Annotated in this window: 11 protein-coding genes and 1 riboswitch; all 11 genes read right to left on the reverse strand. The window is 63.2% G+C overall.

Features of this window, described 5'->3' with window-relative positions; translation table 11 throughout:
- Positions 1–75: 75 nt before the first annotated feature.
- Positions 76–1,314 (reverse strand): hypothetical protein, encoded by a 1,239-nt coding sequence (locus tag ACZ5J0_RS18940; protein ID WP_464093798.1) that lies wholly within the window; start codon positions 1,312–1,314, stop codon positions 76–78.
- Entirely contained in the window at positions 1,311–1,826 is a 516-nt protein-coding gene (locus ACZ5J0_RS18945; RefSeq protein ID WP_464093799.1) for a hypothetical protein, read from the reverse strand. The genes ACZ5J0_RS18940 and ACZ5J0_RS18945 overlap by 4 nt, the downstream gene beginning before the upstream one ends.
- 1 nt (position 1,827) lies before the next feature.
- Positions 1,828–2,634: a hypothetical protein gene (locus ACZ5J0_RS18950; RefSeq protein ID WP_464093800.1), complete on the reverse strand. Its 807-nt coding sequence runs from the start codon at positions 2,632–2,634 to the stop codon at positions 1,828–1,830.
- Between the two features lie 132 nt (positions 2,635–2,766).
- Entirely contained in the window at positions 2,767–3,219 is a 453-nt protein-coding gene (locus ACZ5J0_RS18955) for a hypothetical protein (RefSeq protein WP_464093801.1), read from the reverse strand.
- A 529-nt stretch (positions 3,220–3,748) separates the two neighbouring features.
- Positions 3,749–4,768: a lipoyl synthase gene (gene lipA / locus ACZ5J0_RS18960; RefSeq protein WP_464093802.1), complete on the reverse strand. Its 1,020-nt coding sequence runs from the start codon at positions 4,766–4,768 to the stop codon at positions 3,749–3,751.
- A 103-nt stretch (positions 4,769–4,871) separates the two neighbouring features.
- Positions 4,872–6,272 (reverse strand): L-serine ammonia-lyase, encoded by a 1,401-nt coding sequence (locus tag ACZ5J0_RS18965; RefSeq protein ID WP_464093803.1) that lies wholly within the window; start codon positions 6,270–6,272, stop codon positions 4,872–4,874.
- 337 nt (positions 6,273–6,609) lie between these two features.
- Complete coding sequence (gene glyA, locus ACZ5J0_RS18970) at positions 6,610–7,932, reverse strand: serine hydroxymethyltransferase (RefSeq protein ID WP_166841884.1); 1,323 nt, start codon at positions 7,930–7,932, stop codon at positions 6,610–6,612.
- A complete protein-coding gene (gene gcvH, locus ACZ5J0_RS18975; RefSeq protein ID WP_017197389.1) occupies positions 7,929–8,312 on the reverse strand; it encodes a glycine cleavage system protein GcvH in 384 nt (127 codons plus the stop codon). Before gcvH ends, glyA begins: the two co-directional genes overlap by 4 nt.
- A gap of 84 nt (positions 8,313–8,396) precedes the next feature.
- A complete protein-coding gene (gene gcvT / locus ACZ5J0_RS18980) occupies positions 8,397–9,533 on the reverse strand; it encodes a glycine cleavage system aminomethyltransferase GcvT (RefSeq protein ID WP_464093804.1) in 1,137 nt (378 codons plus the stop codon).
- Between the two features lie 11 nt (positions 9,534–9,544).
- The gene (gene gcvP / locus ACZ5J0_RS18985; RefSeq protein ID WP_464093805.1) at positions 9,545–12,397 is read right to left on the reverse strand and encodes an aminomethyl-transferring glycine dehydrogenase; all 2,853 of its coding nucleotides are present in this window, start codon (positions 12,395–12,397) and stop codon (positions 9,545–9,547) included.
- 149 nt (positions 12,398–12,546) lie between these two features.
- A riboswitch (glycine riboswitch) is annotated at positions 12,547–12,645 on the reverse strand.
- A 75-nt stretch (positions 12,646–12,720) separates the two neighbouring features.
- Positions 12,721–14,250, reverse strand: coding sequence for a PucR family transcriptional regulator (locus ACZ5J0_RS18990; RefSeq protein ID WP_223941224.1), 1,530 nt, complete (start codon positions 14,248–14,250; stop codon positions 12,721–12,723).
- Between the last annotated feature and the right edge of the window lie 162 nt (positions 14,251–14,412).

A 14,412-nucleotide genomic window follows, 5' to 3' on the forward strand; every position in this document is an offset into this window, starting at 1 on the left:
GTATTGGGCGCAGATAGTGCCCCTCATCACGTGTACGAGGGGCACTATCTTTGAAACATGGCCGGGACCCTGGGACTAGAAGTTTGACGCTGCTCCAGCCATCGGGGTTGTCGCCAGTAGGTTGCCGGCCAAGTCCGTGATTCCAGATGCGGGCGTGTACGTCGCCGCTAGCGCGCTTCGATTTGCGTTGCTTGGGGTGCCCGAAACAGTTGCACCCAAGGTGATGGTGAGTGTTTTTGCCGTGGCATCCCAAACCAGGGTTGACCCGGAGTACGTCAGGACTCCTGGTGACGGCCCGTAGATGGCTCCCAGATCCACGCTGCCCACCGTAAGTGTCGGCGAGCTGCCGGCGCTGACCGTGAGCACGTTGCCTGAGTTGATACTGACCGTCACATTTTGGGTAGGTGATCCACCCGGCGAATCAGTCCATGCGGTGTTGACTGTACTGACTTTAAGAACCTCGGAGTACGTCAGCGTCACGGTATCGCCCGGGTCGATCTTCCCATCCCTGCTCCCACCGTTGTTCAGTCTGACGCCCGTAACCTTGGGCGCTGTTGCGTCCTTTGATGAGGTCGCAGACCCTGCGAGGCTGACGTTTCCTGCTGCGTCCGTTGCCCTCGCAGAATAGGTGATGGTTCCGTCACCGAAGCCACGGAGATCAACCACTGCAGCCGTCCACTTGCCAGAGCTGTCGGTGCCTATTTGTTGGATTTTGGGCTGCGCTCCTGCGCCGGAGATGGTCAGGGTGATCGTCGAGTTCGGTTCGGCTGCGCCCTTGACCAGAACTTCCGCAGCAGTTGTCCCGTTAAGGGCGGCGGGTGCGTTCACACTTGGCGCGTCCGGCGCAGTGGTGTCCGTAACCGGAGTGGTTGCGTTGCTTCGCAGGCTTTCGGCTCCTTGCCAGAGGGACAGCAGGGGAGTCACCGCGTAGTACCAGGTCCCGGCCGGGACGCCGGCTTCAACGCAGCTCAGTGCTGCAACGGTTGCGCTGCAGCTGCCCGTTGCCGGAACCTTTGTACCTCCCGTTGCGGAACCGTAGCGCGCGATGCTGTAGCCGGTTACGGGCCGTCCTGCCGCCGTCGTACTAGCGGTCCAGGCGACCGTCACGCTGGTGCCGGAAACGGTAGTAGTTGGCCTCGCGCCTTGGCTAAGGGCATCAGCCTTTGCCAGTCCGGAGCCGGCACTGACCGAACCCCAGAAAGCAACGGCAGCGGGCCCTCCCCAGGAGACGAAGAGGATTCCCACCACGATTAAGGCAATGCGATGCCACCGGCCAAAGGTGCCGATGTTGGTGGTCTGACGATGCCGACTCACTTCCGCACCTCCATGGTGACGGGAACAGTGAACTGGGCGCCCTGGCAAGCAGACGGCGAAGCAGCGCTCATGCTTGCCGCCCCCTGAAGCGTCAGCGGGATGGAGCTGTTTGCCTGGATAGTTATCGGCGGTGACAAAGGAATGGGAGGCGGCGTGAAGGTGACGCCTGTGGTGGCACAACCGGGGTGGGCTGCGTCGGCGGTGACGGCACCATTGCCCGCGATGCCATAAATGGTCACCGCGTGGGAATTGGGGTTTATGGCTCGCAAGATGACGTCGGCGGTCCCACCGGGTGCAAGGCTGGTTTGCAGGGTATCGCCCGGGATAAGCGCGTCCACCGTGACGGTCTGCATGGTGCCATTCGTTGCTGATCCACTGCCGGTTCCGCTGGTAGCCCAGTAGGCGTACGCGGTCCCTGCGCCGCCCAGGATGCAGAGGGCCACGGTGGCAGCGGCTGTTCGTGCCAGGCGTCCTGTGTTTGGAGTGCGCGGAGTTCGGGCTGTCGCAGTCATGTCAGTTCGCCTGTCCCGTGCCGGAGTACGTGAGCTTGAGGGTCGCGCCTTTGCAACCATCCTGAAGCTGGGCGGTGTCCAGCATTTTGAGCTGCGGCCACTTCCCTGGCGGCACGTTCAAGCGTGAAAGTGAACTGATGCCCGGCTCAACGGTGAGTGGGTATGACCCTGTGTATTGGGCGATGTGGTAATCCGCGGCCGTGCACGGCAGATTAGCGGCCACAGCGGCGGGCGTCCTGACCACTTGGCTGATCTGCACGCTCAAGTTCGTCACCGCGATGCTCTTGTTGTTGGTGTTGTTGATCTGCAGGTCCACTCCGCGGGAAACCCCCGGGGCCAGGAGCCCGACGACGGAACCGGAAACTCCGAAGTTCCGTTTGACCTCCAAAACCTGCAGCTGTCCCGGTGCCGTGTTGGACACGGTTGTCCCGCTGCCGGCCTTGACGGTGAAGTCGGTCTTCGTGGCCGGCGTCGTGGTTGCCGTGGCAACGGTCAGCGTCACCTGTGCGGTGCTACCGGACGTGAGGTTAACCGACGACGGCGACTGGCTGGCTGTCGCTCCTGCCGGCAGTCCCGCGACCGCGAAGGTCACCGGGCCGGCGAAGCCCCCGGTGGATGTCGCAGCCACCGTGAACGTGACGGACTGCCCCTGGTCCACGGTGCGGCTGGAGGGTGACAGCGTCACGGTAATTCCCTTGCTGTCCTTCGCCTGGTTCCCTTGCGAGGTCCCCTGCCCGCTGCTTGCCGCGAGGGCCGCCACCGGGACGAAAGCAACTACGAGCGCAAGTATCAGCGCGCGGAGAGGCACTCGTGTTCGGTGGAACGGCATTGTTCGCGTTGGCCGGTGGTCCATGGAAGCTCTTTTCGGACGTGTTCGGTGCTGCGGGCAGAAATGCGTAGGCCGGGGACCACTGGCAAAGTGGTCCCCGGCGGTCCTGAGCTACAGGCTGGTGACGGTGATTTTGACGACTGCACCCTTGCAGGCGTCCTGGTTCACCGTTTCGTCCTTGAATTTCAGGACGCCGGCGCCCACGGATGTTCCTGTGGTGTTGGCCGCGACCGGGCTGTTGCTGGTGACGGCCGTGACCTGGAACCACTCCGGAAGACAGCCAGCCACGTTTGTGGTCACGCTGGCGGTGAGGGCGCCCACCACGGTGCTGGAAGTGGTCGAATTGTCGGCCGTGTAGGCAACATCAACCTGGTTGCCCGGCGCGAGTCCTCCTGCGAAGTTCGCGTGAAGGGTGACCGTTCCGCCGCCGGCCGAGTTGGTTGCCGTGCCGTTGCCTGAACCGGTGGTGGTCCAGTAGGCGTAGGCGGCTCCGCCACCCACTGCTACCAATGCCACACCTGCGACGGCTGCGGTGACCCGGCTCTTCTTGGAAAGCTTGCGCATGATAAGACTCCTTGGTTGATCTACGTCCCGGGGAGCCGCGTCGCAACCCCCAAGCATCCGATCGTTGTTGTCGGATGAAGCGATGTCCCCAATGGTTCAGTCAGCGCAAGTGCCGTGGCTAGGTTTCCGGGTACCTCTCTTTTCATTCGAACAGGGAGTCGAAAGATACCCACCTGTGCGATGCCGGTACTTAGTTTTTCCGCCTCACTACTTGGCCCCCCGCAGGTATACCCAGCTTCGGCGGTGCGTCGAGTACTCACCTTCCCCGGGCTGTGTCCAAAATATGGACACAGCCGTCGCCGCCGCCAACGCCCGAACCGTGGCGCGAGTGCGCGAATATTGTGCTCGTCTTGAGCAAAAACTGCGCTGGTGTTCGATTGTGTCGGCTCCTTGACGGACAGTTTTACTAGTGTCTAGGACTCACGCCCGACGGCGGCCGGTCGCCCCTGAGAGGCAACCGACCGCCGTCGTACTACTGCTGTTGTGATGGCCCGCAACTTGGTGGCCAGCGAAATGCTTGTGCGGGTGTTTAGCCGTGGGCGGCGAGGATGGTGGAGGCTTCCTGGCGGGTGGTGCCGGAGTCCTGGATGCCCTCGGCGATGTGGGCGAGCTCGTCGGGGATGTCCCGGCCCTTCTTCCGCATCGCGGTTGCCCAGAGGCGCCCGGCACGGTACGAGGACCGCACCAACGGACCGGACATGACGCCCAGGAACCCGATCTCTTCGGCCTCGTGCTGGAGGTCCACGAACTCCTGCGGCTTGACCCACCGGTCCACCGGCAAGTGACGCTCGGACGGGCGCAGGTACTGGGTGATCGTGATCAGGTCACAGCCGGCCGCGTGCAAGTCCCTCAGGGCTTCGGAGATTTCCTCGCGGGTCTCACCCATGCCCAGGATCAGGTTGGACTTGGTCACCATGCCCAAATCCCGGCCCTGCGTGATCACATCCAGGGACCTCTCGTACCGGAACGCCGGACGGATGCGCTTGAAAATCCTCGGCACCGTCTCCACATTATGGGCGAACACCTCGGGCCTGGAATCACAGATCGCCGCGATGTGCTCGGGCTTGCCGGAGAAATCAGGGATCAGCAACTCCACCCCCGTACCCGGGTTCAGCTCATGGATCTTCCGGACCGTCTCGGCGTACAACCACACACCTTCATCGGCCAGGTCATCACGGGCCACCCCGGTCACCGTGGCGTACCGCAACTGCATCGCCTGCACCGAGCGGGCCACCTTGGTGGGTTCGAACATGTCCACCGGTGAGGGTTTGCCGGTATCGATCTGGCAGAAATCACAGCGCCGCGTGCACTCGGACCCGCCGATCAGGAACGTCGCTTCCTTGTCTTCCCAGCACTCAAAAATGTTCGGGCACCCGGCCTCTTCACACACCGTGTGCAGGCCTTCCTTCTTCACCAGGTTCTTGAGCTGGACAAACTCCGGACCCATCTGGACCTTGGCCTTGATCCACTCAGGCTTACGTTCAACCGGGACCGCCGAGTTACGCTGCTCAACGCGCAGCAACTTACGGCCTTCAGGTGCGAGTGTCATGACGTTCCTTTGTGTTGATTTTCCAGTTGTGAGGCCTGCTCTGCACGTTCAGCGGGCGTTTTAGGGCGCAGAGCGGGCCTCGCAATGCATGGTGGTGTGCCACTTAGCATTCGACGACGTTGACGGCCAGGCCGCCCATCGCGGTTTCCTTGTACTTATGGGACATGTCCTTGCCCGTCTCCCGCATGGTCACGATCACCTCATCCAACGACACCCGATGCGTCCCATCCCCCCACAACGCCATCTTCGCCGCGTTGATGGCCTTCGCCGCCGCGATCGCGTTCCGCTCAATACACGGAATCTGCACCAACCCCCCGATCGGATCACACGTCAGCCCCAGATTATGCTCCATGGCGATCTCCGCCGCGTTCTCCACCTGACCCGGCGTACCGCCCATCACCTCCGCCAACCCGGCAGCAGCCATCGACGACGCCGAGCCCACCTCGCCCTGACACCCCACCTCAGCACCCGAAATGGACGCCTGCTCCTTATACAAAACCCCCACAGCACCGGCAGCCAGCAGGAACTTCACCACCACATCATCCCGGTCCCGCTGGGTAGCTTTGTCCATGCCCGGGGCATAGTTCAACGCGTAATACAACACCGCCGGAATAATGCCCGCCGCACCATTGGTCGGCGCCGTCACCACCCGGCCACCGGAAGCGTTCTCCTCATTGACCGCCAACGCGATCAAATTCACCCACTCCTGCCAATACTTCGGATCATTCCGGTCCTTGTCCTCCTTCAGGAGCCGCTCCAACCAATCAGGAGAACGACGACGAACCTTCAAACCCCCGGGCAACACACCCTCACGCTTCAACGACGTTTCAACACAGGCCTCCATCACGGCCCAGATATGCAGAAGACCCTCACGGATCTCCTCCTCAGACCTGCTGGCACGCTCATTGATGAACATGATGTCGCTAATGCCCAACCCCTTGGACGAACACCGGCCCATCAACTCCGCCGCCGTCCTAAACGGCAACGGCAACTCCTTCTTCGACTCCTCAAGATCCTCCAGGGCCGCGTCTTCCTCACCCTCCCGGACAATGAACCCACCACCCACCGAAAAGAACGTCGCCTCCCTGAGAACGTTCCCCTCAGCATCAGAGACCTGAAACTTCATCCCATTCGTATGCCGCGGCAACACCGTCAACGGATGAAGAACCATATCCTCCAGGGTGTAGTCGAGGAGGATCCCGCCGGCCAGATTGAGCTTGCCCGTTTCAGCAATGGATGCCAGCCGCTCCTCTACCTCAGCGGGCAGGATCTTTTCGGGGTCGAAGCCCTCAAGTCCAAGCAAGACAGCTGTGAACGTCCCGTGTCCCTTGCCCGTGGCGGCCAAGGAGCCGTAGAGATCAACCCGCAAGCCTGCAACGGATTCGAGCACCCCGGACTCACGGAGCTCCCGGGCAAACACCGCACCAGCCCGCATCGGCCCCACAGTATGAGAACTCGACGGGCCAATACCCACAGTAAACAGATCAAAGACCCCAACGGCCATGGTCATTTCCTAACGACGTACAACGAATAGAACCCGCCCCGCCCCCAACAAACGGAGCGGACCCTCAAACCCCAAACACCAACCACCAACCACGAGCCCGACTGCCCCCTCCGACGCCGCCCCTCGGCACCGCGCCTCGCCATTCCGGGGGTTCGCTGCCCAATATGCCGTTCGCACGGCATACTGCGCAGGGAACCCCCGAATCGGCCAGGAATAATTTCCCAAGCAAACTGACAAGCGCGCCCGGCCCCAACACTGGTGAGTGGAACGTCGGCCCCTGTGGACCTGGCGTCCCGAGCGAACCCAACAGGCGAACCCGAAGGGCAAACCAGCCGGGCTACTGCGAGAGGTTAGCTACACCCGGGTACAGCGGGTGCGCCTTCGCAAGAACCTCAACGCGGTGACGCAGCCCGGAAAGGTCGGCATCGGCGTCGGCGATCAGTACTTCGGCGATGATGTCCGCGACCTCCCGGAAGGCTGCTTCGCCGAATCCGCGAGTAGCCAACGCAGGGGTGCCGATGCGGAGGCCTGAGGTGACCATGGGCGGGCGCGGGTCGAACGGGACGGCGTTGCGGTTGACGGTGATGTCGATCGCGGCGAGCCTGTCTTCGGCTTGTTGGCCGTTGAGTTCGCAGTTGCGCAGGTCCACGAGAACCAGGTGCACATCTGTTCCGCCGGACACAACGGAGATGCCCTTGGCTGCCACATCTTCCTGGATTAGGCGCTCGGCCAGGATGCGGGAACCGGCCAGGACGCGTTCCTGGCGCTCACGGAACTCCTCCGAAGCGGCAATCTTGAACGCGACAGCCTTGCCCGCGATGACGTGCTCAAGTGGTCCGCCCTGCTGGCCCGGGAACACGGCCGAGTTGATCTTCTTGGCGATGTCGGCGTCGTTGGAGAGGATGATGCCGCCGCGCGGACCGGCGAGGGTCTTGTGCGTGGTGGACGTGGTGACGTGCGCGTGCGGGACCGGGGACGGGTGCAGCCCGGCGGCCACCAGCCCGGCGAAGTGGGCCATATCCACCATCAGGTAAGCGCCCACAGAATCAGCGATCCGGCGGAATTCAGCGAAGTCCAGCTGCCGCGCGTATGCGGACCAGCCGGCAACGATCAGTGCCGGTTTGTGTTCCTGCGCCAGGCGCTCAACCTCGGCCATGTCCACGGTGTGCGTATCCTCGCGAACGCCGTACGGGACCACGTTGTAGAGCTTGCCGGAGAAGTTGATGCGCATGCCGTGCGTCAGGTGCCCGCCGTGGGCGAGGTTCAACCCCATGATGGTGTCGCCGGGCTTGATCAGCGCGTGCATCACCGAGGCGTTGGCCTGCGCTCCAGAGTGCGGCTGCACGTTCGCGTACCCGGCCCCGAACAAGGACTTGATCCGGTCGATGGCCAGCTGCTCGATCACGTCTACGTGCTCGCAGCCACCGTAGTAACGCTTGCCCGGGTAACCTTCGGCGTACTTATTGGTCAACACCGAGCCCTGAGCCTGCATCACAGCGACGGCTGTGTGGTTCTCGGACGCGATCATTTCCAGGCCGTCGCGCTGGCGACCCAGTTCGTCGTCGATCTTCGCAGCGATCTCGGGGTCCAGCTCGGCGAGCTGTGCGTCCAACGACGCCGACACCACCTGCTGGTAGTCAGTTACAGATACCGGGTTCACAGTTCTCCACCGTTCGTTGCAGCGTATTCTTCGGCCGACATGAGCGGCCCTTCTTCCGTTGCGGCCACCTTGAACAGCCAGCCTGCACCGTAGGGATCGTTGTTGATGAGCGCCGGATCGCTGACAACGGCGTCGTTGATCTCGGTCACCTCCCCCGTCACGGGCGAGTACAGATCGGACACGGACTTGGTGGATTCCACCTCGCCGCAGGTCTCCCCCGCGGTCACAGTGGAACCAACCTCCGGCAGGTCCACGTACACGATGTCGCCCAGGGCGTCAGCGGCAACCGCGGAGATCCCGATCCCCACAGGCCCGTCACCATCAACGGCAACCCACTCGTGCTCAGCCGAGTACTTCAATTCAGCAACTACCTTGCTCATTTCAATTCCTTCTCTCTCTTCGAGTTTTTGTACAGTTGATGCCCTCAAAGGGGCCTCATAGGGGCTTTATGTGTACAAAAACTCCTATTTTTGGCGCTTGTAGAACGGCAGCTGAACAACCTCGAAGGCTTCTGCCTTGCCGCGGAGGTCGACGTCCACCATCGTGCCGGGTTTTGAATGTTCGACGTCGACATACGCCAACGCGATCGGGTAGCCGAGCGTGGGGCTTGGCTGGCCGGAGGTGACTTCGCCGATCAGGGAGCCGTCCTTGAGGACCGAGTAGTGGGCGCGGGCGGCGCGGCGTCCAGCGCCTTTGAGGCCCACGAGCTTCTGGCCGAGAGTGGATCCGACGCCGGCGGCCTTGATGGCTGTCAGTGCATCGCGGCCAATGAAGTCGCTTTCCTTGGCCAGGGAAACCACCGGGCCCAGCCCTGCAGCGTAGGCGTTCACGTGCCGGGAAAGCTCGTTGCCGTAGAGGGGCATCCCGGCTTCCAGTCGCAGGGAGTCTCGGGCAGCGAGTCCGGCGGGGATGAGACCGTGGCCTTCGCCGGCGTCGAGCAGGGCTTCCCAAAGGCCAGCCGCATCGACGTTGGGGAGGTAGATTTCGAAGCCATCCTCGCCGGTGTATCCGGTACGCGCGAGCAAAAGGTCCTGCCCGTTGATGGAGACCTCCACGGCTGCGTAGTACTTCAGCTCGGTGACCAGAGCGTGCTGCTCTGTCGGGACCAGAGCAAGCAGGATCGCTTCGGCGTTCGGACCCTGCACGGCGATCAGCGATGTCTCGGCCGACGCGTCTTCCACCACGACGTCGAAACCGGCCGAACGATCCTTCAGCGCGGCAGCGACTACCTTCGCGTTCCCGGCGTTGGGCACCACCAGGTACCTGTCCACGCCTTCTTCGGGAGAGGGCCGGCGGTAGGTAATGAGGTCATCGATGATGCCACCGTCTGCGTTGCAGATCAGTGAGTACTTGGCTTTGCCCACCGCGACGGCGGACAGTTTGCCCACCAGCGTGTAGTCCAGGAAAGCAGCCGCGTCGGGGCCGGTGACCCAGACTTCGCCCATGTGGGAGAGGTCAAACAAACCCGCGGTCTTGCGGACAGCGTGGTGCTCGGCGAGCTCGGATTCGTATTTGAGGGGCATCTGCCAGCCACCGAAGTCGGTGAAGGACGCGCCGGCCTTTTTGTGTTGCTCGTAGAGAGCGGTGTAGTTCTCAGACATGTGGGGAGTCCTTAGTTTTCAAAATCTTCGAGGGGCGGGCAGGAGCACACGAGGTTGCGGTCACCGGCGGCGCCGTCGATGCGGCCAACAGGAGGGAAGTACTTCTCCTGCTTGAGGTGGTGGACCGGGAAGGCGGCCTGCTCACGCGGGTATTCACGGTCCCAGTCGGAACTCACGACGGCGGCAGCCGTGTGCGGCGCGTTGCGCAGCGGCGACTTCTCAACAGTGAAATCACCGCTGGCCACCTGCTCGATCTCGGCACGGATGGTGATCATGGCTTCGATGAAGCGGTCGATCTCGGCAAGGTCTTCCGACTCCGTGGGCTCCACCATGAGCGTCCCCGCAACCGGGAACGCGAGCGTGGGAGCGTGGAAGCCAAAGTCGATGAGGCGCTTGGCAACGTCCTCGGCCGTGACACCCGTGCGTGCGGTCAGCTCGCGGAGGTCCAGGATGCACTCGTGGGCTACCAGTCCGCCCTCGCCCGTGTACAAAACCGGGAAGTGCTCATCCAGGCGGGAGGCAACGTAATTGGCTGCGAGCAGCGCGGACTTGGTGGCTTCGGTGAGACCCTGGCCGCCCATGAGCTTCACGTACGCCCAGGAAATCGGCAGAACGCCGGCAGAACCATAGCGGGACGCCGAGATGGCCACCCCGTGTCCTTCCTCGTGCGTCGCTTTGTTCGCATCGCCTGGCATGAACGGAGCCAGGTGTGCCTTCGCAGCAACAGGGCCAACGCCCGGTCCGCCGCCACCGTGCGGGATGCAGAAGGTCTTGTGCAGGTTTAGGTGGGACACGTCTCCACCGAACTTGCCCGGCTGCGCCAAGCCAACCAGCGCGTTCAAGTTGGCGCCGTCAACGTACACCTGGCCACCCGCTGCGTGGACCGCGTCGCAGACCTCGCGGACGTCGGCGTCGTACACACCGTGCGTGGACGGGTACGTGATCATGATGCAGGACAGGACGTCCTTGTTCGCTTCGATCTTGGCGGCCAGGTCCGCGTGATCAATGGTGCCGTCAGCAGCCGTGGCCACCACAACAACCTTCATGCCGGCCAGCACCGCGGAGGCAGCGTTGGTGCCGTGAGCCGAGGCCGGGATGAGGCAGACATTGCGCTGCTGGTCTCCACGGGACAGGTGGTAGCCGCGGATCGCCAGCAGGCCCGCGAGCTCGCCCTGGGAACCGGCGTTCGGCTGGATAGAAACTTGGTCGTAGCCCGTGATCTCGGTGAGGTCGGCCTCGAGGTCTTCGATCAGTTCGCGCCAACCCGCTGTCTGGTGGTCCGGAGCGAACGGGTGGATTGACGCGAACTCCGGCCAGGAGATGGCTTCCATTTCCGCGGTGGCGTTCAGCTTCATGGTGCACGATCCCAAGGGGATCATGGTTCGGTCCAGCGCGAGGTCCCGATCGGACAGCTTGCGGATATAGCGCAACAGCTGCGTCTCGGAACGGTGCGTGTTGAACACCGGGTGCTGCAGGAAATCAGAGGTGCGGACTACGTCTGCGGGCAGTTCGAACCCTACTGCGTCCCCTACCGGGCCGGCACCAAAGGCGACGGCCACCGCGGACAGGACCTCCGGCGTCGTGGTTTCATCCACCGAAACCCCCACGGTGTCTGCGTCGATGAGCCGCAGGTTGATGCCGCGGGCTTCGGCAGCAGCGATGACCTTGTCCGCCTTGCCGGGGACGCGGACCGTGAGGGTGTCGAAGAAGGAATCGGCGACGAGTTCACGGCCGGCCTTCTGCAGAGTGGTAGCCAAAACCCGGGCATGGCCGTGGACGGTTTCAGCGATCGCCTTCAGGCCTTCGGGGCCGTGGTACACCGCGTACATCGACGCAACGATGGCGAGCAAAGCCTGCGCGGTACAGATGTTGGACGTCGCCTTCTCGCGGCGGATGTGCTGCTCGCGGGTTTGCAGCGCCAGGCGGTAGGCGGGCACTCCTGCGTTGTCCTTGGAAACGCCCACGATGCGGCCGGGAAGCGTGCGCTCCATGCCTTCGCGGACGGCCATGTAGGCAGCGTGCGGGCCGCCGAAGAACAGCGGAACTCCGAAGCGCTGGGCGGTTCCGACGGCGACGTCCGCGCCCTGCTCGCCCGGGGGCGTGATGAGGGTGAGCGCCAGCAGGTCGGCGGCGACGGTGACCAGTGCTCCGCGTTCCTTGGCGTCGGCGATCACCGCAGTGTGATCGAACACCCGGCCCGAAACGCCCGGCTGCTGGAGCACGATGCCGTTGATGTCGCCTTCCGGGAGACCTGCCGACAGGTCAGCGATCTCCACCTCGAAGCCCAGCGCCTCGGCACGGCCCTTCACGATGGCGATGGTCTGCGGGAGAAGGTCAGCGTCCAGGACGGTCTTGCCGTCCTTTGCCGTCTTGTTCTTGTTGGCGCGGCGCATCAGCAGCACAGCTTCAGCAACAGCAGTTGCTTCGTCCAGCAGGGAAGCATTCGCCACCGGCAGTCCGGTGAGGTCCTGGACCATGGTCTGGAAGTTGAGGAGCGCTTCAAGGCGACCCTGGGAAATTTCCGGCTGGTACGGGGTGTAGGCCGTGTACCAAGCGGGAGCTTCGAGGATGTTGCGGCGGATAACCGGGGGCGTGACGGTGTCGTAGTAGCCCTGGCCGATCATCTGCACGGCGGTCTTGTTCTTCGAAGCCAGCTTGCGCAACTCTGTGAGGACCTGCACCTCGGTGAGGGCATCGTTCAGCTTCAGCGCTGTGTCCTGGCGGATGGAATCGGGGACCGCGACGTCCACCAAGCCGTCGACAGAGTCGTAGCCGATGGCCTTGAGCATGGTGTCAACGTCGGCCTGGCGCCTGGCGCCGATATGCCGGTCCGCGAAGGCGGTGGGGGTTGATTTAACAGTCAAGAGGAACTCCATGATTCAGGCGCCCACTGAGCGCCACGATGATGTGGGGTTCCTCCCCGCTCTGTATTGGACCTGAGAGATTCCGCAGGGATGGTCTCCTGCTTGCACCGTCGGTGAGCCCGGTTGCCCGGACTGCTTTCCAGAGTTGCCTAACCGCGGCGGTACATGGGCCTGAGAGATTCCTGGGGAGGATTTGCTCCTACGGCGCCTGACTGGATGTACCGGCAGGACTCTCCCGCCGCAGATCAAAAGCGTTGCGCCACCATGAGTGACACGCTTCACACCATAGCGGGTAGTTTCGAAAAAGCGCAAGCAAGGTGCGGCTACTGGTGCATGGTCTCGTGAATCTGCAACGCGAACCAGAGTTGCGCCACCGTGGAGGTCTCACCCATGTCCAGCCCCGTCAGCTCACCGATTTTTCGTATGCGGTAGATGATTGTTTGCCGGTGCGCGAACAGGGCGGCAGCCGTCTTTTGCCAGGAACGCTGCGAGTTCAGATAGGTCCGCAAGGTGACGATGAGATCGCCGTCCTGGCTCTGCTCGTAGTCAAAAATTGGGCCCAGCAGTCGCCGGACCAGCGCCGTTCCTTCCTCAAAACCCGTCATGCCCAACCACGATGGTCCCTGCGCATAGTGGGCGACGTCCAGCTTGTTGGCCTTGGCCGAGCCGAGAGCCCAAAGGGACTCCTGAAGAGCCCGTTGCAGCCCCGCAACGGCGGCCGGGGCACTGATGCCGATGACGGTTTCCGCGCCGGCGCAGTGCGCCAGGACGTCGTCGTCCACATCAGCTGGGACCACCACATGCAGCCTGTTGTTCCGCTTCAAGGACGCTGACGCAACTCCGTGCCGCCACAGTTCGATGTGCACGCCAGCCAGCCCACCGCCGTCGTCCGCTTGCTTGACAGCGTCCAATTCCCTGGCAGCGTCCGCCGACATGGAGGCGAGCACGAAATCCCGGGCCGGCACCTCAAAAGCCGTCAGCCGGCTCTCCATCTCGGCCACTCCGAGGCGTCCCTCCATGGCCTGCATCAGGAACTCGCCGGCCAGCCGGTGGCGGCCTTCCAACGACAGGACGATGCGCGAAAGCTGCAGTCCCAGCACGGTCGCGGCATGGAGAAGTACGACGGCGTCCGGGTGCGGTTCGCTGTTGGGCAGCACCACCAGAAGCGCGTTTGCATGGGTGGGAATGTCCATGGTCAGCACGTGCCTGCCGCGGATCCGGTGCCACTGGAAGTTCTTGCCGGCCACAGAGACCCGGCCGGGAAGCGGGGCCCATTCGTCGGCCAGGAAGTCCGGGAGCCGCTGACCTTCGGGATGCCACGGATGCAGGCAGCGGCGGTCCACCACGAACAGCTCTGCGTCGAGCTCCGTGGCAAGCCGCTGGACAAGGCTCTGCCAATGATCCTCGGATGCCCCGACAGTCCGGAGTAGATCGTAGACCCGCGCTGTCTGCCGGAGTCGTCGGGATTCTTCCACCAACGACGCCTCAGCAACCGAGCGGGCGATCGCGATGAACGGCAAGGGATACGGGATGTTGAGCAGGGGCAACGGCAGCCTGTCGCAAGCGGCCAGGAATTCCGCGGTCAGGGGCGGCGCGTGCATCTTCTCGCCGATGGCCAAGGCGCTGGCGCCGGAGTCCATCAAGGCTTCGGCGAGCGCCACTTGCCCGTCAGCGTCAGCTGGAATCGAGAGGCCATTGGTCATCATGAGCTCGCCGCCTGTGACCCATTCCCAGAGCCGTGGCAGGTCCGAGGTGTGGGCCCACGTGATGCGGTTGTCGGCGCCGCCAGATCCGGCCAGGAGCGTGAGGCCAAGCTGCGGCTCGGCGACGAGTTCGGCGACGGTGATTGCCATGGGTGGACTCCTGTTCTGTACGTTGATGGGGCGCTTTAGACAAAGGTATAAGAGACTTCATCATTTGTATTCAAAGTGCAGATAGCCGGAGTGACGCGGGTCACCAAGAATTGAAGTACTTACTCCCCCCGCTCCCCAAGAGCACTCACGAGAGAGGGTTGC

Source organism: Arthrobacter sp. DualSoilB13 (assembly GCF_055389195.1).

Excerpts from the sequence above, each read along its gene's own strand:
- ACZ5J0_RS18945 (WP_464093799.1), bottom strand. The coding sequence starts at position 1,826 with ATGACTGCGACAGCCCGAACTCCGCGCACTCCAAACACAGGACGCCTG.
- ACZ5J0_RS18955 (WP_464093801.1), bottom strand. The coding sequence starts at position 3,219 with ATGCGCAAGCTTTCCAAGAAGAGCCGGGTCACCGCAGCCGTCGCAGGT.
- lipA (WP_464093802.1), bottom strand. The coding sequence starts at position 4,768 with ATGACACTCGCACCTGAAGGCCGTAAGTTGCTGCGCGTTGAGCAGCGT.
- ACZ5J0_RS18965 (WP_464093803.1), bottom strand. The coding sequence starts at position 6,272 with ATGGCCGTTGGGGTCTTTGATCTGTTTACTGTGGGTATTGGCCCGTCG.
- gcvH (WP_017197389.1), bottom strand. The coding sequence starts at position 8,312 with ATGAGCAAGGTAGTTGCTGAATTGAAGTACTCGGCTGAGCACGAGTGG.
- gcvT (WP_464093804.1), bottom strand. The coding sequence starts at position 9,533 with ATGTCTGAGAACTACACCGCTCTCTACGAGCAACACAAAAAGGCCGGC.
- ACZ5J0_RS18990 (WP_223941224.1), bottom strand. The coding sequence starts at position 14,250 with ATGGCAATCACCGTCGCCGAACTCGTCGCCGAGCCGCAGCTTGGCCTC.